Genomic DNA, 17,270 nt, shown 5'->3' with positions numbered 1-17,270 from the left:
GTGGGGTAAAGCGTACGCGATCAGAAGTTATAGGTAGCCGAGACGCCGACCGTCCGCGGCTGGATCAGCAGCAGGCCGTACGAACTCACACCGGTGGTGTTGTTCTGCGGCGTGGCGCTGAGGTAACCGCGTGCATCGGTGAGGTTCTTGACGTACAGGCTGACGTTCCAGGCATCGGACTGCACGCCGGCGTGGATCTCGCCCGTCGTATACGAACGCAGTGCGAAGCGCTGGGCCGCCGCGGACGAGGTGAAGTTGCTTTCGCGCTCGCCCACGTACGTCACGCCACCGCCGACGTTGCCGTCCAGGCCATTCACCAGCGGGAACACGTAATCGGCCGTGAGGTTGCCCGACCACTTGGGCGAATACGGCAGGCGATCACCGGATTTGCCGTAGGTGCCATCCGGCGTGTCCTTGGTGAGCACGGCTTCGGTATAGGCCGTGTTCGCGGCAAGGGTGAGGCCACGCACCGGGCGCCAGCTCAGGGCCAGTTCCGCGCCCTGGCTCTTCGCGCTGCCAGCGTTCACGAAATAGGTATTGCCCGAGTCCTGCGACACCTCGCTGAGCTGGATGTCGGTCCAGTCGATGTAGAACAGCGAGCCGGTCAGCGTGAGCGTGTGATCGGCGAAATCGCCCTTCAGGCCCCACTCGTAACTGGTCAGCGAGTCGGATTTGTACTGGCTCGGGAACTTGCCCTGGTCGTCGAGCAGCAGCGCGTTGGCACCGCCGGCACGGTAGCCGGTGGCCACGCGGAAGTACGTCATCACGTCGTTGCTGATGTGATAGCGCGGGCTGAAACTGTAGGTCCAGACCTTGTCGCTGGCACTTTCGCTGTCGCTGGAATCACCGCCATTGAGCGGGCCGGAGAATGCACTGGAGAAATGCTGTTTCACCGAACTGAAGCGGCCACCCAGCTGGACGTCGAAGGCGTCGGTAAAGCGGTAGGTCACGTTGCCGAAGGCGGCCATTTCCTTGAACGTGGACGGCGACGTGCCGTCGTACATCGAACCCAGGCCTTCATCCGCGCCGGTGACGCCGTTGACCGCCAGCACCTGCTGGAAGCCCGTCGTGTGCTCACGCGTGAAAAAGCCGCCGGCCAGCCAGCTGAGCGCGCGCCCGTCATCCGGCGACGCCAGGCGCAGTTCCTGCGAGAACTTGCCGGTGTCGCTGTTGTTGACGATCTTCACGCCGAGGCCCGGGATGCCATAAATCATGCCGGCGATACCGCCAAACGTGCCGGACACATCCTGCGGCCCCACCAGCGAGTACTGGTTGTAGCTGCTCACCGAGGTCAGGTCAGCCCAGCCGAGCTTGCCGTCCATTTCCACGGTGTACATGCGGACCTTGGTGTTCGACATGTCGGTGCCGGGCAGGCGCACATGGTCGTACGGGCCGAACACGGGCGTGTAGCTGTTCTGCTGCATGTCCACGCGCGCGCTGCTGTCAGTGTGCGAGTTCTGCGCCAGCGCCGACGCGCGGATGCTGAAAGCATCCGTCACGTTCCACAGATAGGAGATGCGGCCGCCCTTGCCGTCACCCGAGTTGACGTTGTGCTTGTGCTGCATCGGATCGTCGACATAGCCGGCGTCCTGACGATCGAACGCACTGACGCGCACGGCCATGTCGGCGCGCAGCGGGATATTGATCGACGCACGCACCGCATGGCCCATGTCGCCGTGCTCGGTGCTCGACACGTCCGCCTGCACGTGGCCGTGGAAGCTGTCCGGATCGGGCTGGGCCATGACGAACTTGATCAGGCCACCCATGCTACTGGCGCCGTAGAGCGTGCCCTGGGGGCCGCGCAGCACTTCGATGTGATCGATGTCAAACGGATCGATATCGGAAATCGAGTAATCGTTGGTGGAGGAGCCAAACGGCGCATCGTCGATGGAGACACCCACCGTCGGATTGTTTTCGCTACCGGCGGTGATGCCGCGAAGCACCAGCGTGGTGCGGCCGGAGCCACGATCGTTGACGCTCAGGCCAGGGACTTTGGCGTAATAATCGTTGAGCTGCGACATGCCGGTATTGAGCATGGTCGCCGCCTCCACCACCGTCATGGAGATCGGCACGTTGAGCTCCGATTCCGACTTCTTCTCGGCGGTGACCGTCACGCCCTGCAAGGTCTTGGCCTTCTGCGTGCTGGCATCGGCCGGCGTGGCATCCTGCGCGAAGACGGGCTGCGCCAGCGCCAGCAGTGCCAGCGCGGCGGTACCGGCCAGTGCCTTATGCATCGCGCGACTGAGCGGCGTCGCCTTCGGTTGATGGTTGATTCGCTTCATCATGGTTCTCCCCCACGAGCACAATTGGGTTGGACTGGGCCGCCGGTCATTCCGGTGGCTTCTTGTTTTCGAGCGACAGCAGTTCCCCATCCGGTACGGGCCCGGATACCGCGTTTTCAATCGGTGGCGTGTCGTCACTGCTGGCGGAAGGTCAGCTCAGCGCTTCGAGCAGCTTCTCCACATCGCCTTGCGTGTTGTAAATCGAGGGCGACACACGCATGCGCCCACCTTGCACCGATACATCGACGCGCGCCTTGTTCAGCCGCGCCGACGTATCCGCAGGATCCTTGGTGATGAACGTTGCGATCGATGACTTCGCGTCGGCTGGCGTCATCGAGGCATATCCCAGGCGCGGCAGCTCGCGCTGCAGCTTCGCAACCAGCGTCTGCGCGTGTTGCTGGATGCGATCCGGGCCGAGGTTGATGATCTGCGGCAGCGAGTACGACAACGCTGCCAGCGTGGCATTGGAATACGTGCCGATCTCGAAGTAGCCGGCGGCATCCTCGTGCTGCGACCATGACGCGGGGTATTCACCTGGCGCATCACCGGGGAACGCGTGGTAGTCGAAGCTGTCGAGCTGCCGGTAGCCGTAGACGATGCGACGCAGGCGCGGAATCAGGCGCTGGCTGACGTACAGGAAGCCGAGCCCGAAGTCGCCCATCAGCCACTTGTAGCTCGCGCTTCCCATGGCATCGACGCCGAGCGAACGCACGTCGACCGGCATCGTGCCCACGGCCTGCACCGCGTCGACGTACACCACCGCGCCATGCGCATGGGCCACGTCGCATAGCGCCTTGATGTCATGCTGGAAGCCATTGACGAACGACACCAGCGACACCGCCACCAGGCGCGTCTTGTCGTCGATGGCGCGCGCCATGTCCTTCAGGTCGATGCGCCAGTCGGCGGTCGGCCTCACGCAGCGCACTTCCATGCCCTGCTTCTGCAGCGCGCCATACATGTAGAGCGAGCCCTCGAAGTGCAGCGCATCGGTGACGATGTTGCCGCCCTTTTCCGGCAGGCCCAGGCTGCCCACGAGCATGGTCTCGCCTGCGGTGGTGCTGTTGACGTAGGCGATCTCTCGCACGTCAGCGTTGATCAGCTTGGCGAAGTTCGCGCGTACCGACGTCTGCAAATGATCGATCAGGTCCGGGGGCTGCCATACGCCACGTTCCTTGTACGCCATATAGGCGTCCACCTGTGCCCGCGCGCCGCGGCTCAACGGATGCCAGCGCGCATTGTTCAGGCAGGTTTCGTGGCGGACGACTTCGAAATCACCAGCCAGATCGGCGGGCGCGAAGCCGGGCCGTTTCGACGACGCCAGCAACGGCCCCGCCAGCGTCAGCGCAGGCGCCAGCGCGAGCCCTTTCAGCAGTTGTCGGCGGGAAATCGTCACGTCGGTATCTCGTCAGTCACTCAAAAGCTCGAGCTCGCCTTCCACTTCCACCGGGATGTTGAAGGGAAGCTGCGCCATGCCCACGGCCGATCGCACATGTGCGCCGCGCTCGGGGCCCCAAAGCGAAAGAATCAGGTCGGAAAAACCGTTGATCACTGCCGGCTGCTCGCAAAACGTCGGCGCCGAGTTGACCATGCCCAGCACCTTCACCCAGCGCCCGATGCGATCGAGGCTGCCCACTTCACGCTGGATGCTGCCCAGCACCGACAACGCCACCTGACGCGCCGCTTCGTAGCCATCGGCGACGCTCAAAGCATCGCCGAGCTTCCCACGCATCGGGTGGATGCCGCCATCGGCCGATTGCGGTCCGTGGCCGGAAAACAGCAGGCGGGTGCCATGTCGCTGCACCAGCGCAAACGGCAAGCGCACACCCTCCGGCGTCGGCATGGCCGGCGGCAGCGCCAGGCCCTGATCCGCAAGTCGCCGTTCGATCTCACCCATTCCCGTTCCCCGTTCAGACCCCCGCGCGCCTTGGCGCGCGGTTCATGGCTACAATTCAACTGTTTGTTGATTTGATCAACGGTTTGTTGAATATCAGTGACCGGGGTGGGGTGTCAAGCAAACCGTCGGCAGGGTCACCCGTCTGGTCGAACGCCCGCCCACCACGTAATGTGCCCCTGCGCCGCGGCGCGACAGACCCCGAAGGAATCCCAAGACGTATGGCAGCCAAGTCCTCCCGCTCCCGCGCCGTCCCGCCCCGCATGGAGGTGACGGCCAGCCTGCGAGCCGAGCGCGAGGCAATGTTCGCCGCGCTGTTCCCGATCGTCGATGTCGTCGGCAGTTTTGTCGGCGAGAACGTGGAAATCGTGCTGCACGACCTTACGCGCCCGGAGAGCTCGATCGTCAAGATTCTCAACGGCCACGTCTCCGGCCGCTCGGTGGGCGAATCGATTCTCAGCGGACCCGATGGCGACAAGGGTTTCGTCGAATTGCTGCGCTCCTTGCAGGAGGGCGACACGGATGCCCATTCGGTGGTCGCCGATTACCAGACCTTCACCCGCAGCGGAAAGGAGCTTCAATCCTCCACCGTGATCTTCCGCGACAGCGGCGGCACCAACTTCGCCAGCCTTTGCGTCAATGCCGACATGGCCGTGGTAGTGCAGGCGCACGCACTGCTGCAAAGCATGCTGGCACGCCCGAAGGAGACGGAAGCTTCGCGCGAGGCAGCGCCCGGCATCGATGCATTGATGAAGGAAATCATCGCCGAGGCCGTACACCGTTTCGGCAAGCCGGTATCCGCGATGGACAAGGACGAAAAGATCCATGCCGTCGAATCCATGATGCAGCGCGGACTGTTCATCGTAAAAGGCGGCGTCGAACGCGCCGCCAGTGCGCTGGGTGTCACGCGCTTTACGATCTACAACTACCTGGACGTGCTGCGCCAGCGCAGTGCCGATATTTCTTTGCTGCCGCAGCGGCTTCGAGGTAAGGGCGGCAAGTAGTCGGCGAGCGGTTCAACCGGATCCGCTAACCGAACTCCGGGCCGTGCCCCCACAACTCGCTCCAGGGCCTGCGCGCCGGACCACACACGAAAATGTCCGGATGGTCGAGCGATTCCTCGTTCATCACGCCCCAGGCATTAGCGGTATGGCCCGCCAGGCGGCAGCCTTCGAAGAGCTCTTCGGCACGTTCGCGCGAACTGCCAAGGACAATGTTCGTTGTCGGCGATGGCGTTGGATAGCCGCGAATCCACGCGGTATTGACGGCGGTGAACGGCATCGGCAAGCGGTAGCGCGGGCCGAGCAGAGCGATCGAACCGTATTCGCCATAGTTGCCAACGACGATGCCAAGATGGGCCTGCTGATCGACAGGCAACGCATCGCGAATCGCCGCCACGGTGGTTACCAACTCTTCCCAGCCGATCTCTTCGCGCAAGTCGGTGTTGTTCTTGAGCGCGTAATCGCGCAGCGGGCCGCTCGTGGCTATCGGCACGATACGCAGCGCTGCGAAGATGCCGATGGCGATGACACCGGCAAAACCCACGGACGTGATGACCTTCCGCGATACCGCACGCTGGCCGCGCAGCCATCGCTCGCACACCACCGCGCCCATCGACAGCAACATCGGGTAGACACCGCAGATGTAATAGAAGCGCCCCTGGGCCAGCACCATGAAGAGCAACGGCACGCCATACATCCAGGCCAGCATGCGATAGCGCGCATCCCTGGCATAGGCATACAAGCCCGCCAGCCATACCGGCGCGGCAAACAGATTGACGTTCAACAGGAACTGATCGCGCAGGAAACCATGCGCACGCCCCTGCCCCACGTCACGCGCATGAATGCCCTGGAGGAAATGGTAGGAAATGAAGTCGTGTCGTATGAGCCAGACAAGATTGGGCAAGAAGATAAGGAACGCGACGACACCACCGATCCAGAACCAGCGACTGGCCACGTGGCGGCGCGCATCCGTGGCAATGACGCCGACGAATACACCCACCAGGAAAAACGCCATCGAGTATTTCGTCTGCATGCCCAGCCCGGCGAGCACGCCGATGGCCAGCCACCAGCGCGGCTCCTCATCGCGCAGCATGCGGATCACGCACCACGCGATCAGCACCCACCAAAGCATGTCAAAGGACGAGTACTGAAACTCCGTCGCTTCGAACATCGGCACCGGCGACAGACCGACGGCAAGCGCGGCGAAGATTTGCGCCGTCCGACCGCCGCCCAGGTCGCGCGCCATCAGGCCGCTGGCCAGGATCACCAGCGACTGCGCGATCACGGAAAACATCCGCAGCCCGATGAGCGACAGGCCGAACATCTTCAGTCCCAGCAGCTCCAGCGCAGCTGTCAGCGGTGGATAAGGCACGAAGCCCCAGTCCAGGTCCTGCGCATCGCTCAGGAACTGCCACTCGTCGCGATGGAAACCGTATTGCCCGTTGGTGAGCATGTGGGCGATACCAAAGAGCGTGGCGATCACCACGATCGGGATGACGCTGCCACGCGGGTCAGGCATGGCATGACGGACTGAAGCACCGGTCGAATGCACGTTACGTCCTTGCGTTGGCCAACAGGTTTTACCCGGCACGATCGCGGGTGATCGTGTGGGACTTGCGCGTTTCCGCCAGGATGGCCAATGTCGCCATCGCCCCTTGCGTGACGACGCATGGTTCACGCCTCCCGGGCCCACCCATAGTGCATCCCCATTCACCGGAGGAAAAGATGCCCGCTCTCATCACGCGATGCCTGATGGCCATGCCGGCGCTGCTGCCTTTCGCTGCGATCGCCTGCGATAACAAGACCGACGATCCCGCAGCCGTCGTGCAGGCCCAGGTCGAGGCGTACAACGCCCACGACATCGACACGTTTGCGTCGTGTTACGCCCCGGATGTGACGATCACTGACCTCAGTGGCAAGCGCCCTGTCGTCACGGGAACGGAGGCGCTGAAGAAGGCCTACGCCTTTCTCGCGACGATGCCGAAGGCTTTCCACGTGGACATCGTCCAGCGTGTCGTCAACGGCCCGGTCGTCGTCGACCAGGAACAGGTGCTGGGCTTGCCGGCGGACAAGGGCAAGCCGAGAGCGCTTGCGGTGTACGAAGTGCGTAACGGCAAGATCCTGCATGCGTGGTTCCCGCCGCGCGAGTGAGTGACCCCGCCCATCGCGCATGCGAAGCATCCTGCGAGGGGCCCACACCGCACCGCCTTTCACCCCGCGTTATCGGCCGGTGCCTATGATCCGAAGTGGTTCCCAGGGCGTGGAGGGCCATGGCTCCCCGCGCCACTGCGCATGCTCGATGCACGCATCATCGGAGGATCCACGATCATGACCGGCACGCCTTCCGACTCCGCGCTCACGGCCCTGCTTCCACGCCTGGAGACGCTGTATACGGACATCCACGCGCACCCCGAGCTGTCCATGCAGGAGCATCGCACGGCGGCACGTGCCGCCGACCACCTGCGCGCTGCCGGTTACGAGGTCACCACGGGGATAGGCACGACCGGCGTCGTCGGCCTGCTGCGCAACGGCGACGGACCGACGGTGATGCTGCGCGCCGACATGGACGCCCTCCCCGTCGAGGAAGCGACTGGCGTGGCGTATGCAAGCAAGGTCACCGCCGTCGATCGCGAGGGCAAGACCGTGCCCGTCATGCACGCCTGCGGCCACGACATGCATGTCACGTGGCTGGTTGGCGCCACCACCGTGCTGGTGCAGGCGCGAGACAGCTGGCGCGGCACCGTGATGGCGGTCTTTCAGCCCGCCGAAGAAACCGCCGAAGGTGCCAGGGCGATGATCGCGGATGGACTGTTCGAGCGCTTCCCCAAACCGGATGTCGTCCTCGGGCAGCATGTCATGGTCGGTCCGGCCGGGGCGGTGGCCGGCCGCACAGGCGTGATCACCTCGGCGGCCGACAGCCTGCAGATTCGGCTGTTTGGGCGTGGCGCGCATGGCTCCATGCCACAGGCGAGCATTGATCCGGTGATCATGGCCGCGGCCACGGTGCTGCGCCTGCAAACCATCGTCGCGCGGGAACTGGCGCCCACCGAAGCGGCGGTGCTTACCGTGGGGGCACTGCAGGCCGGCACCAAGGAAAACGTCATTCCCGACGAAGCGATCATCAAGCTCAACGTGCGCACCTTTGATGAAAGCGTGCGACAGCGGGTGCTCGCGGCCATCACGCGCATCGTCAACGCCGAAGCGATGGCCTCGGGCGCGCCGAAGCTGCCCGAGATCACGCCCCTGGATCGCTACGACCTGGTCACCAACGATGCCGACGCCACGGCACGCGTGCACCAGGCGTTCCTCGCGCATTTCCCGGCCGAACGCGTGCGGCAGACCGGGCCGACCTCGGCCAGCGAGGACTTCGGTTCCTTCGGTGCCGCGTGGGGCGTACCCTCGGTGTTCTGGTTCGTGGGCGGCACCGATCCCGATGCGTACGCCAGGGCCAAAGCCGCCAACCGACTCAACGAGATCCCGACCAACCACAATCCACGCTTCCTGCCGGTTCTGCACCCTACGCTGCAAACCGGCGTGGAAACCCTGCTGGTGGCCGCACGCGCATGGCTGGCACCGGCCTGATCGACCGACAACCGGAGCGCGCAAACCGATGGTGCATTACCTGGTACTCCTGCTTGATCTCGGCGGCACCTTCGTCTTCGCCATCAGCGGCGCGATGGTAGGCATCCGGCGCCGGCTCGACGTCTTCGGCGTGCTGGTGCTGTCTTTCGCCGCAGGCAACGCCGGCGGCATCACGCGCGACCTGCTGATCGGTGCCGTGCCACCGGCCGCCATCGCCGACTGGCGCTACGTGGTGGTTTCCGTGGTTGCGGGTTTGATCACATTCCTCTGGTACCCGATCACCAATCGCTTTGGCCGCGAGGTGTTGTGGTTCGACGCCATCGGCCTGTCGTTTTTCGCGGTAGCCGGCGCCGAAAAGGCGCTGGCCCATGGCATCCATCCGATGATGGCTGCGCTGCTGGGCATGCTTACCGGCATTGGCGGCGGCATCCTGCGCGACGTGCTGGTATCGGGCATCCCCACGGTCCTGCGCGCCGACATCTACGCACTGGCAGCGCTGGCCGGCGCGAGCGTCGTCGTCAGCGCGCACTACCTGGGCATTCCGCCCACGGTCGCCGCTGTCGTCGGCGGTGTGTTGTGCTTCGTGCTTCGCTTCATGGCGATACGGCGCGGATGGCATTTGCCGACGGCATGGTCGGCGCAGGATGTGCCGTCGCCCGATCCTGCGCGACCCGAAAACGAAAACGGCTGAGGCCAGGGCCTCGCGCACGGATCATGCGCGGGGCCCCTCCATGGACCCCGCCAACCGATAAGCTCAGGTCAGCACCACGTCCAGCACACCCGCGCCACCCCAGCCGTCGCCGACCTTCACGCCAGCCGTCCAGCTTGCCTCGCCCGTCTGGAAGCCGTGATGTCGCCACATCCAGAGCTCGCCTGCCGCGTTGCGTGCGTAGATGAAGCCGTTGCCGGCGACCCACAAGCGCTGGTAACCCTGCCAGCCCGTACCGACCTTCAGCGGCCCGTGCCAGATCGGGTAACCCTGGTCGTGCCCGTAGTGCCGGTACCAGAGCAGCGTGCCGTCGGGCTTGATGCCATAGATGCAGCCGTCGGGCCCCGCCGCCAGCGCGGTGAAACCGTCCCAGCCGACGCCGACCTTGAAGGGACCTTGCCATTGGAAGGTGCCGTCACGGCGGCCGATGTGGCGATACCACTGCAGCGAACCATCGGCCTGCACGAGATAAACCACGCCACCATCGCCCACGAAAACCTGGCGCGCCGACGCCCAGCCGGTGCCCACTTCCCTGGGCCCGTTCCACGCCACCGATCCCTGGTTGCGGCCGTCGTGGTAATACCAGATCAGCTTGCCGTCCGGGCGGATCGCGTAGATCACGCCATCGCCGCCGCCGATCACTGACTTGAAACCGTTCCATCCCGAACCGACGAGTTTCTCGGCATCCCATGCGTAAGCAAGGTGGTAGCGTCCGGTGTGCCGATACCAATGCAGGCTGCCGTCGGAACGGATTACATAGAAATTCCTGGACATGCGCGCTTCGACCGGCCAGTCGCGGCCACCCCATGAGGTGACGCCACTCATGACACCGTCCTCGCGCGTGTGATGAAGCAACTGGAAGCGCTGGTCGCGGTTGTCGCCAAGGAAATCGACGTGGGCATCGACTTCGTAGGCGATCGGCGTCGGGTCGATCCATGCCCTGCGCGTACCGCCATCGGCCGCCTGCGTGTACGACGGATCCACGCCCACGCGCATCTGACCTTGCCAGCCGTCGTGCTCGGTATCCCACAAACCGATCGTTTCCGATCGATCGAAAACCGCGCCGGCGCCCACCGCGGTTCCGCGCGACATCACCACGCCGAACCAGCTGTTGTTCCACGAGCAACGACCCGCGGCCCGATACGGATCGCGCGAATGCAGGTAAAGCTCGAAAGGCTGGTCGCCAATGCGGCAGTGCATGCCGCGTCCGCCATCGACGAATCCACCGACCACGGGTTTCACCGTGCCATCGAAGCCATACCACGTGCCCAATGCAATGGGCGCGTTCGGCGGCGGTACGCCCTTGTCGGATTGCACATCGAGGAAGCGGCGGATCACCAGCCGGCCCCGCCAGCCATCGTGATCGGTTTCCCAGCGCCCCATCCACATCGCCGCCCACTGTGTCTGCACCGGCTTGACGGACTTGATGTAGTAGGCCTGCGACGTCACCAGCGAGAACCGCGGGTCGCCTGTGTATTTCATCGTTTCGAAGCCGGGCAGGCTTTGCGAATTCTTGATCAGCAGCACGCCCAGGTCATCGTCGTAACCGTAGGCCAGCATGACGTGGCCGGGCACGTTGATCACCACGTCATAGCCGGCCGCCAGCGTCTTCTTCAGGTCATCGAGCGAGTAGTTTTCCAGCAGGCCGAAATCGGCCACGCCGTACTGCGCGAACCAGCGCGCCATCAGCGGAATGTTGCGCAGGTCGAACTCGAACCAGTCATCCTGCTCCAGCGTACCGGCGCCCGCATTTTTCAAGGCGCCGTTGGTGCCGGGAATACTGTCGGCCAGGATCTGGAGCGCCGGCTGGTCGATGTACGGCGCGTTTTCGTAGCGCGGAAGATTCCAGTACTTGAGGTGATGCACGACATCGGAACTGCCCTGGAAACCGATCAGCGAATGAATGCCCGGCCCCGCCCGCTGGTTCTCGTGCGCCTTCGACATGTGGAACAGATAGTGCTCGGAGAGCTTGACGCGAATGCCCTGCCGGGCGTACGCCGCCTCAAGCGCCGCGGTCCCGGCGAAGGCCCAGCACGTGCCGCGACTGCCCTGGCTTTGCACCAGGTCGGTCTGCCAGGCGCGATGATCGACGCGCCGCGGCAAGGCGCCAGGCACGCGTATCGGCGGCCCCACCACGTCCGGGCGCCAGATATGGGTATCCAGGTAAGCCGTGAAGCTGTGCAGCGGTTCGATCAGGGGCTGCGCCGGCGTCGCGGGCGTCAGCAACGCGGCCTCGCGCGCAAACGACATCGCATCGACGGAATCGTCGGCGCGTGCGATGCCCGTGAGCGATGCATCCCTCGCGATGGGTACCGTCGCCGCGACGATGGATGCCGGCAAGACGGCACGCTGTGGATCACCCGCCAGTGCCGCGAGGGGTGGATGCATGGCGGCCGCCAGCGCGGCGCCGCGATTCGATACGACGGGGTTGTCGTTGGACATCAGCTGTCTCCTGGTTGAGGTCAGACGCTGGATCAGGTGCGTGCGTGCGAAAGCAGGATCATTGGCATGGCGCAGCCGGTGCGCCATCGTGTGGTTCCCCTAGGGAGGCGGAGGTTACGCTGCCCCGTCGCAGTGACAATCCGCCCGAAGCCGTAGGTGATTGCCTACAACGATCATCTGTGTGCCGGCGAATGAGTGACGCATATCGACGACGCCAGCGGATGTTCGGTAGCCTTCGCCATCCGCGTCGCATCCCGCGTCGCTACGTCCCTTGAGGGAATCCCATGCATTGCTTTTCGGCCCGCGCAGCACGAATGAAATGGACGCTTGTCCTGGCAGCGGCTTGCGTCGTTGCAGCCGGCCAGTCGTGCGCAGCGGAGCCACCTGCCGACGTCACCGTCACGCGGGGAGAGACGATCGATGTCGGTGGCACGAAGAACATCCTGATCCGCCCCGCGCAGCCCAAGGGCAGCATCATCCTGCTGACGGGTGGCGACGGCCGCCTGAACGTCATGCCCGGAGCCCGCTTCAACGCCGGCGCCGACAACGTCCTGATCCGCAATCGCGACGCCTTCGCGGCGCAGGGTTACAACGTCCTGCTGGTCGATCTGGGCACGAACCTCGCGGCCGCCGTCGATACCATGGCCGCGCTCAAGCATCCCGTCATCGTGGTCGGAACCAGCAAGGGCACGCAGCGCGCGGCGGAAGGTCTGGCCCAAGGTGCAAAACCTGACAAGCTGGTGCTTTCGTCGGGCTTCCTGAGCGCGGCATCGGGTGAAGGCGATAGCGTGATGTCACTGCTTGGATCGCCGCAACGCCTCCCGCCAACCCTGGTCATCCATCACCGCGACGACCATTGCCGCTGGACCAATCCGGCCGGCGTGGCACCCTTTGCGACTTGGGGTGGCCGACAGGTGCAGGTTGCCTGGTTGAGCGGCGGGCAAGACGATGCGGAAAATCCGTGTCGCTTCAGCGCGCATCACGGCTTCGCCGGCCAGGATGAGGCATTTGTGTCGCGCGTGCTGGCCTTCGTCAGGCAATAGTGGCGAGAAGCGCATGGCGAAGGCGCTCTTCGCCATGCGCAACCGCTCCGCTGAAGCTCCCGACTCGCGCGCAACGCTGACCCACCCACGTCTGAACTTTCCATAGGCACAGGGGCTAGTCGATGAAAATGCAGGGAGTGTTGCTATCAGCCGTTGCACTCGGTGTCGCTGCGTGCCCGGCCTGGGCCAAAGACCTGAGCAAGTCGTATGTCATGGGCGTAGGCACGAACACCTGTGACCACTGGACGGAGGCGAGGAAAACCGAAGCATCGGGACGCGTTTACCAGGCATGGATGGAGGGTTTTCTCTCGGCCGCAACGATCACCTCTGAACACGATTACCGCGAGATCCATTCGGCCGACGTGACGTCCTACATGGACGACTACTGCACAAGGAACCCGCAGGCGACCATCACCCTCGCGGCCATCAAGATGCTTGGCGGACTGCATCTGGACCATCCCGCCGCGGCGTCGACAAGTGCTGCCACCGCAAGCACGATACACATGACGCGAGTCGCCGACTTCGAAGCACGAACGGCGGAGCTTCCCTGATACCTGCCGCCTTTGCTGCACCGCCTCGAACCGGGCGCGGGCTGCCCGTCGTGGGCACCACCATCATGCGCTGAACCGACCGCACGAAAGGCCCCGATCGAACCCGCAAGTTCTTGCGCCAGAAGCATGAATGATCGTGACTTCCGGTTGATGGACGTCGCAAGAATCTCCGTGTTAGATTTTTGAGAAGGGGGAACACCATGTCGAATCGCTCTGTCGCCGGTCCGGTGGCAGTGAGACGGCGCGCGCCGTTCGATCGCGCGTGCAACGCTCATTCGAAGGCCACGGACGCCACACGCCAGCCGGTCCTGCCTCTGCGCGAGGCTTCACCTGCGTGGGACGCGCCACCGCGGCCGTAGCGAACGTCAGTCGCCCGATGTCCTGTTCGCTTGATGTGACCACCGCGCGCCATGCCGCGCGTGTGCGCCAGCGAGCAATGTCGCAGTGCATGTCTTCGTCAAACCGAAGACACCAGGTTTCCGCGTGCCGACACCGTCGGCGCGCGTGAGTGCAAAAAGGGGCGAAAGCCCCCAGGGAAGGACGTTTCAATGTACCGGCAACACGGTGTTGCCTTTGAGTTTCTCAATCCGATAGGGACAATCATGCGTAACCTGCTTCTTTCCGCATCGCTGGGCGCACTGCTGCTCGCAGCTCCGCTGGCCAGCCATGCCACCAACAACGGCGACCTCTTCATCAACGGCAGCGTCGGCACGACGCATTCGGACGTGAAGGACCTGAACCACAAGGACGACACCGGCTACGGCGTCAATTTCGGTTACCGCTGGAACGACACCTGGGGCCTGGAAACGGGCTATGTGGACCTGGGCAAGCCCTACGCCAGCATGAACATCTTCAACCAGACCCTGAAGGCCAAGCTGCATGTGACGGGCTGGACGCTGGGCGCCAACGGCAAGTTCAACTTCGGCAACCATTGGTTCGTCAGCGCCCGCGGCGGCGTGTTTTTCTCCAACACCAAGCTGACCACGAATTTCGCCGATGGCAGCCTGTCCGCCCACGACACCAACATTTATGCAGGCCTCGGTGGCGGCTACAACTTCAACAAGCACCTCAGCATCGGCCTGAACTTCGACCGTTACCTGGCCAAGGCCAAGAACATCCTCGACGGCACCAACCATCCGTACATGGTGTCCGGCACGCTGGAATACCGTTTCGGTATCTAAGCGTCTGGCGGTTCGCTGACGTTGAAAGCGGTGCCGGGCTGTTCTGGCCGGCATCGCATTCGTTACGCGGCGGCACGCCTTGCGGTCAATGGCCGACAACATCAACAGGGATAGTGGTGACGCCATGAATATCATCTTCCGAATCGCCTTGCCGGCCCTGGCCCTGCTTTGCGCGGCATGTTCACCCGTCCGCGTCACTCCCTTCGAAGGTCACGACGTCAAACCAGACGACAGCTTCGGATTAGTCAGCGGCATCTTTTCGAGGAAGAAGTCCAGCGACGTTGCCTTCGTCGTGCGCAACGCGACGACTGGCTCGGAGTACATCCTGTCATTCGGCGAAGACACACGCATGCCACAGGACATCACGAATGAGATGGTCGCCATCCGCGTGCCTCCCGGCCGCTACGCCGTCACCGAATGGGTGACGTTCGCGACGATCACCAAGGACAAGCTCACCCGCAAAGCCGTTACCAATCCTTATGTCTTCAAGGAGTTCGACGTCGGCGCCGGGACGGTGGTTTTCCTTGGCAAGTATGCTGTCGAGGGCAGCTCAGGCATGTCCGATGCCTTTACGTCTTACCTCGCCTGGGAAATCCATCCACTGCCAATCACGTCCGAAGAAGCGCGGCAGCGATTTGTCCAGACCTATCCGGCCTTCGTCGAAAGCGCGTTTTCCTGTCTCGTCTGCGCCGACACCGTCAACCGGCCGAAGCGTGTGGATCCGACTTATGGCCTTCCTGCCCACTCGCCGAAGGCATTTGGCGGCTGACAAGAACCGGCTTCCACGTTACGGGCTGTGATGGCCATCAGCCTGAATGCCTGGCTGATGCAGGCTTATGAAGTGAACCGCCTTTCGGGCATATGCCTCGCCTCGACCGCACGGGTCATGGTGCTCCTGGGGCAGGCAGGAGCACTGGCGCCTGCACGCCGTGCATCAGCCGTGCCTCCGATCGTTGCCACCCGGGCGCATTGATGGCGCATGGGGACACGCCGTTTGACGTTACGGTCTTCACTAACCAGCTTCTTCTCCTCACGCGATACAGCGGCGAACCGACAGACGACGCCGGCCCCAGGTGGGGTGCACTGGCGGCGGGGGCACGTCATCGGCAACCTTGCTTCGTACCACGGGGTTCGCATCCGCCATGGAGCGGCCACTGGCAACGCTTGACCGGCCATCAATCACCAGGAAGGAGTTCATGTCGATGTCGTCCCAGCTCAGCAACACCATTACCGATGCCGTAACGCAAACGAATACGCGTCCTGAAAGGGATGCACCCACCATCGCGCTCGCCAGCCTCTATCAGGCCACGGCACATGGCCTGGGCGTGGCGGTGGAGAATGCCGTCAGCGTCCAGCAGCAGAATTACATCCTGATGCAAGCCGCCACGACGCAGGCGGTCATGCTCTTGCTCTCGACGAATGGCGCTGACCGCCCGCCGACGGAAGTACCGGCCCCGACCCATGGCGCGCAGCAGGCCAAGGCCATCGCAGCCTCGCTGGAGGCCGTGACCAACGCTCAGCTTGAAGCGTTCGCGAGTAAAGCTGGCCATGAAAACGTTGGCCCCTGGTGCCAGACAGCGCGTGAATTGATGAGTACCGCGGCGCAAGGGTTGCGGGAGTTACAGGAAGCGTCGCGAGAGGCCGACTTCGCCATGGTCAAGCAAGCCGCCATCGCCTCGGTGCTGATCCACATGATCAACGCACCCGATCAGCTGGAGGCGTACCAGAAAATGCTGAAGGTGATCGCTGAGCTCTGATCCGTCTGACATGTCGCCGGTGGAGCGTGTTTCCACCGGCGATGTGCCAAGCGCATCATCCCGCGTCAGGTTCGGTTGATGGACACGCCACCCTCGACCGGCATGGCAATACCCGTCACGAATGATGCGGCGTCCGAGGCCAGGAACAATGCGGCCTGAGCGATCTCTTCCGGTTGGGCATAGCGCTTCAGCGCGTAGAGGTTGCGGATGAATTCACGCGAGGCCTCGTCGGGCGCCCACTGACGCGCCAGCGGCGTATCGGTGGCTCCCGGCAAGATCGCGTTGACGCGAACGCCGCGCCCACCGAATTCGACCGCGAGTGATTGCACCAGTCCAATCAGACCGGCCTTGCTGGCCGCATAAGCGGCGGTGCCGGGGAATCCGGCGGTGTGTCCCACGAACGATCCAGTGAACAAAAGCACACCGCGACGCTCCGCCAAGGCGGGCAACTGATGCCTGGCACCAAGGAACGCACCGGTCAGATTCGTATCGATCGCCTCATGCCAACCTTCGAGCGTGACATCCGGCGTGGCGCCGATCTGCCCGTTCGCACCCGCGTTATTGAAGGCAATGTCCAGCCCCCCGAAGCTTGATCGAGCGAGATCGACCAGGGCCTTCGCGTACCGCTCGTCGCGAACGTCGCCAGCCATGGCCACGGCCTGCCCACCTTCCTCACCGATCTGCGCGACGACGTCATCCAGCGCCGCCGCATTGCGTGCCGCCAGCACGACCCGTGCCCCTTCACGCGCGAAGAGCACCGCCGTCGCACGCCCGATGCCTGAACTGGCGCCGGTCACCAGCGCCACTTTCTCTCGCAATAAACCCATGGTG

General features: G+C 63.9%; 15 protein-coding genes. 9 read left to right on the top strand and 6 right to left on the bottom strand.

Going from position 1 to position 17,270, the window contains the following annotated elements; all coding sequences use genetic code 11:
- Positions 1 to 20: 20 nt before the first annotated feature.
- From EYV96_RS17085 to EYV96_RS17075, 3 genes are all read right to left on the bottom strand, one after another.
- Positions 21 to 2,285 carry a TonB-dependent receptor gene (locus EYV96_RS17085; RefSeq protein ID WP_165488719.1) on the bottom strand — a complete coding sequence of 755 codons (2,265 nt, stop codon included), beginning with the start codon at positions 2,283 to 2,285 and terminating at the stop codon, positions 21 to 23.
- A gap of 148 nt (positions 2,286 to 2,433) precedes the next feature.
- Positions 2,434 to 3,675, bottom strand: coding sequence for an aminotransferase class V-fold PLP-dependent enzyme (locus EYV96_RS17080; protein ID WP_131152771.1), 1,242 nt, complete (start codon positions 3,673 to 3,675; stop codon positions 2,434 to 2,436).
- A 12-nt stretch (positions 3,676 to 3,687) separates the two neighbouring features.
- The gene (locus EYV96_RS17075; protein WP_131152770.1) at positions 3,688 to 4,176 is read right to left on the bottom strand and encodes a RidA family protein; all 489 of its coding nucleotides are present in this window, start codon (positions 4,174 to 4,176) and stop codon (positions 3,688 to 3,690) included.
- Positions 4,177 to 4,220: 44 nt separating this feature from the next.
- On the opposite strand from EYV96_RS17075, the gene EYV96_RS17070 reads away from it, so the two are divergent.
- On the top strand, positions 4,221 to 5,177 hold the full coding sequence (locus EYV96_RS17070) for a helix-turn-helix transcriptional regulator (RefSeq protein WP_131152769.1): 957 nt from the start codon (positions 4,221 to 4,223) through the stop codon (positions 5,175 to 5,177).
- 25 nt (positions 5,178 to 5,202) lie between these two features.
- Here the strand turns inward: EYV96_RS17070 and EYV96_RS17065 are convergent, their stop codons facing one another.
- On the bottom strand, positions 5,203 to 6,693 hold the full coding sequence (locus tag EYV96_RS17065; RefSeq protein ID WP_131152768.1) for a glycosyltransferase family 39 protein: 1,491 nt from the start codon (positions 6,691 to 6,693) through the stop codon (positions 5,203 to 5,205).
- 206 nt (positions 6,694 to 6,899) lie between these two features.
- On the opposite strand from EYV96_RS17065, the gene EYV96_RS17060 reads away from it, so the two are divergent.
- From EYV96_RS17060 to EYV96_RS17050, 3 genes are all read left to right on the top strand, one after another.
- Complete coding sequence (locus EYV96_RS17060; protein ID WP_205746199.1) at positions 6,900 to 7,325, top strand: nuclear transport factor 2 family protein; 426 nt, start codon at positions 6,900 to 6,902, stop codon at positions 7,323 to 7,325.
- A gap of 177 nt (positions 7,326 to 7,502) precedes the next feature.
- Entirely contained in the window at positions 7,503 to 8,756 is a 1,254-nt protein-coding gene (locus EYV96_RS17055; protein WP_131152767.1) for a M20 family metallopeptidase, read from the top strand.
- 28 nt (positions 8,757 to 8,784) lie between these two features.
- Entirely contained in the window at positions 8,785 to 9,447 is a 663-nt protein-coding gene (locus EYV96_RS17050; protein ID WP_205746198.1) for a trimeric intracellular cation channel family protein, read from the top strand.
- Between the two features lie 63 nt (positions 9,448 to 9,510).
- Here EYV96_RS17050 and EYV96_RS17045 read toward each other — a convergent pair whose 3' ends face one another.
- Positions 9,511 to 11,907, bottom strand: a complete 2,397-nt coding sequence (locus tag EYV96_RS17045; protein ID WP_165488718.1) for a tachylectin-related carbohydrate-binding protein — start codon at positions 11,905 to 11,907, stop codon at positions 9,511 to 9,513.
- 314 nt (positions 11,908 to 12,221) lie between these two features.
- Here EYV96_RS17045 and EYV96_RS17040 point away from each other — a divergent pair, with 314 nt between their 5' ends.
- From EYV96_RS17040 to EYV96_RS17020, 5 genes are all read left to right on the top strand, one after another.
- Positions 12,222 to 12,950: an alpha/beta fold hydrolase gene (locus EYV96_RS17040; protein WP_205746197.1), complete on the top strand. Its 729-nt coding sequence runs from the start codon at positions 12,222 to 12,224 to the stop codon at positions 12,948 to 12,950.
- Between the two features lie 122 nt (positions 12,951 to 13,072).
- Positions 13,073 to 13,501 carry a hypothetical protein gene (locus EYV96_RS17035; RefSeq protein WP_131152764.1) on the top strand — a complete coding sequence of 143 codons (429 nt, stop codon included), beginning with the start codon at positions 13,073 to 13,075 and terminating at the stop codon, positions 13,499 to 13,501.
- A gap of 602 nt (positions 13,502 to 14,103) precedes the next feature.
- Positions 14,104 to 14,682 (top strand): outer membrane beta-barrel protein, encoded by a 579-nt coding sequence (locus tag EYV96_RS17030; protein ID WP_165488717.1) that lies wholly within the window; start codon positions 14,104 to 14,106, stop codon positions 14,680 to 14,682.
- Between the two features lie 88 nt (positions 14,683 to 14,770).
- Complete coding sequence (locus tag EYV96_RS17025) at positions 14,771 to 15,451, top strand: hypothetical protein (RefSeq protein WP_131152762.1); 681 nt, start codon at positions 14,771 to 14,773, stop codon at positions 15,449 to 15,451.
- Between the two features lie 427 nt (positions 15,452 to 15,878).
- Positions 15,879 to 16,439 (top strand): RebB family R body protein, encoded by a 561-nt coding sequence (locus EYV96_RS17020; RefSeq protein WP_205746196.1) that lies wholly within the window; start codon positions 15,879 to 15,881, stop codon positions 16,437 to 16,439.
- A gap of 65 nt (positions 16,440 to 16,504) precedes the next feature.
- On the opposite strand, the gene EYV96_RS17015 is transcribed toward EYV96_RS17020, so the two are convergent.
- Positions 16,505 to 17,266, bottom strand: coding sequence for an SDR family oxidoreductase (locus EYV96_RS17015; RefSeq protein WP_131152864.1), 762 nt, complete (start codon positions 17,264 to 17,266; stop codon positions 16,505 to 16,507).
- Positions 17,267 to 17,270: the final 4 nt, after the last annotated feature.

It is taken from the genome of Dyella terrae, assembly GCF_004322705.1.
In the GTDB taxonomy this organism is placed as follows: domain Bacteria; phylum Pseudomonadota; class Gammaproteobacteria; order Xanthomonadales; family Rhodanobacteraceae; genus Dyella_D; species Dyella_D terrae.
This window is presented reverse-complemented; position numbering and strand designations above follow the sequence as displayed.

Excerpts from the sequence above, each read along its gene's own strand:
- EYV96_RS17085 (WP_165488719.1), bottom strand. The coding sequence starts at position 2,285 with ATGATGAAGCGAATCAACCATCAACCGAAGGCGACGCCGCTCAGTCGC.
- EYV96_RS17075 (WP_131152770.1), bottom strand. The coding sequence starts at position 4,176 with ATGGGTGAGATCGAACGGCGACTTGCGGATCAGGGCCTGGCGCTGCCG.
- EYV96_RS17070 (WP_131152769.1), top strand. The coding sequence starts at position 4,221 with ATGGCTACAATTCAACTGTTTGTTGATTTGATCAACGGTTTGTTGAAT.
- EYV96_RS17065 (WP_131152768.1), bottom strand. The coding sequence starts at position 6,693 with ATGCCTGACCCGCGTGGCAGCGTCATCCCGATCGTGGTGATCGCCACG.
- EYV96_RS17060 (WP_205746199.1), top strand. The coding sequence starts at position 6,900 with ATGCCCGCTCTCATCACGCGATGCCTGATGGCCATGCCGGCGCTGCTG.
- EYV96_RS17055 (WP_131152767.1), top strand. The coding sequence starts at position 7,503 with ATGACCGGCACGCCTTCCGACTCCGCGCTCACGGCCCTGCTTCCACGC.
- EYV96_RS17050 (WP_205746198.1), top strand. The coding sequence starts at position 8,785 with ATGGTGCATTACCTGGTACTCCTGCTTGATCTCGGCGGCACCTTCGTC.
- EYV96_RS17045 (WP_165488718.1), bottom strand. The coding sequence starts at position 11,907 with ATGTCCAACGACAACCCCGTCGTATCGAATCGCGGCGCCGCGCTGGCG.
- EYV96_RS17040 (WP_205746197.1), top strand. The coding sequence starts at position 12,222 with ATGAAATGGACGCTTGTCCTGGCAGCGGCTTGCGTCGTTGCAGCCGGC.
- EYV96_RS17035 (WP_131152764.1), top strand. The coding sequence starts at position 13,073 with ATGAAAATGCAGGGAGTGTTGCTATCAGCCGTTGCACTCGGTGTCGCT.
- EYV96_RS17030 (WP_165488717.1), top strand. The coding sequence starts at position 14,104 with ATGCGTAACCTGCTTCTTTCCGCATCGCTGGGCGCACTGCTGCTCGCA.
- EYV96_RS17025 (WP_131152762.1), top strand. The coding sequence starts at position 14,771 with ATGGCCGACAACATCAACAGGGATAGTGGTGACGCCATGAATATCATC.
- EYV96_RS17020 (WP_205746196.1), top strand. The coding sequence starts at position 15,879 with ATGTCGATGTCGTCCCAGCTCAGCAACACCATTACCGATGCCGTAACG.
- EYV96_RS17015 (WP_131152864.1), bottom strand. The coding sequence starts at position 17,266 with ATGGGTTTATTGCGAGAGAAAGTGGCGCTGGTGACCGGCGCCAGTTCA.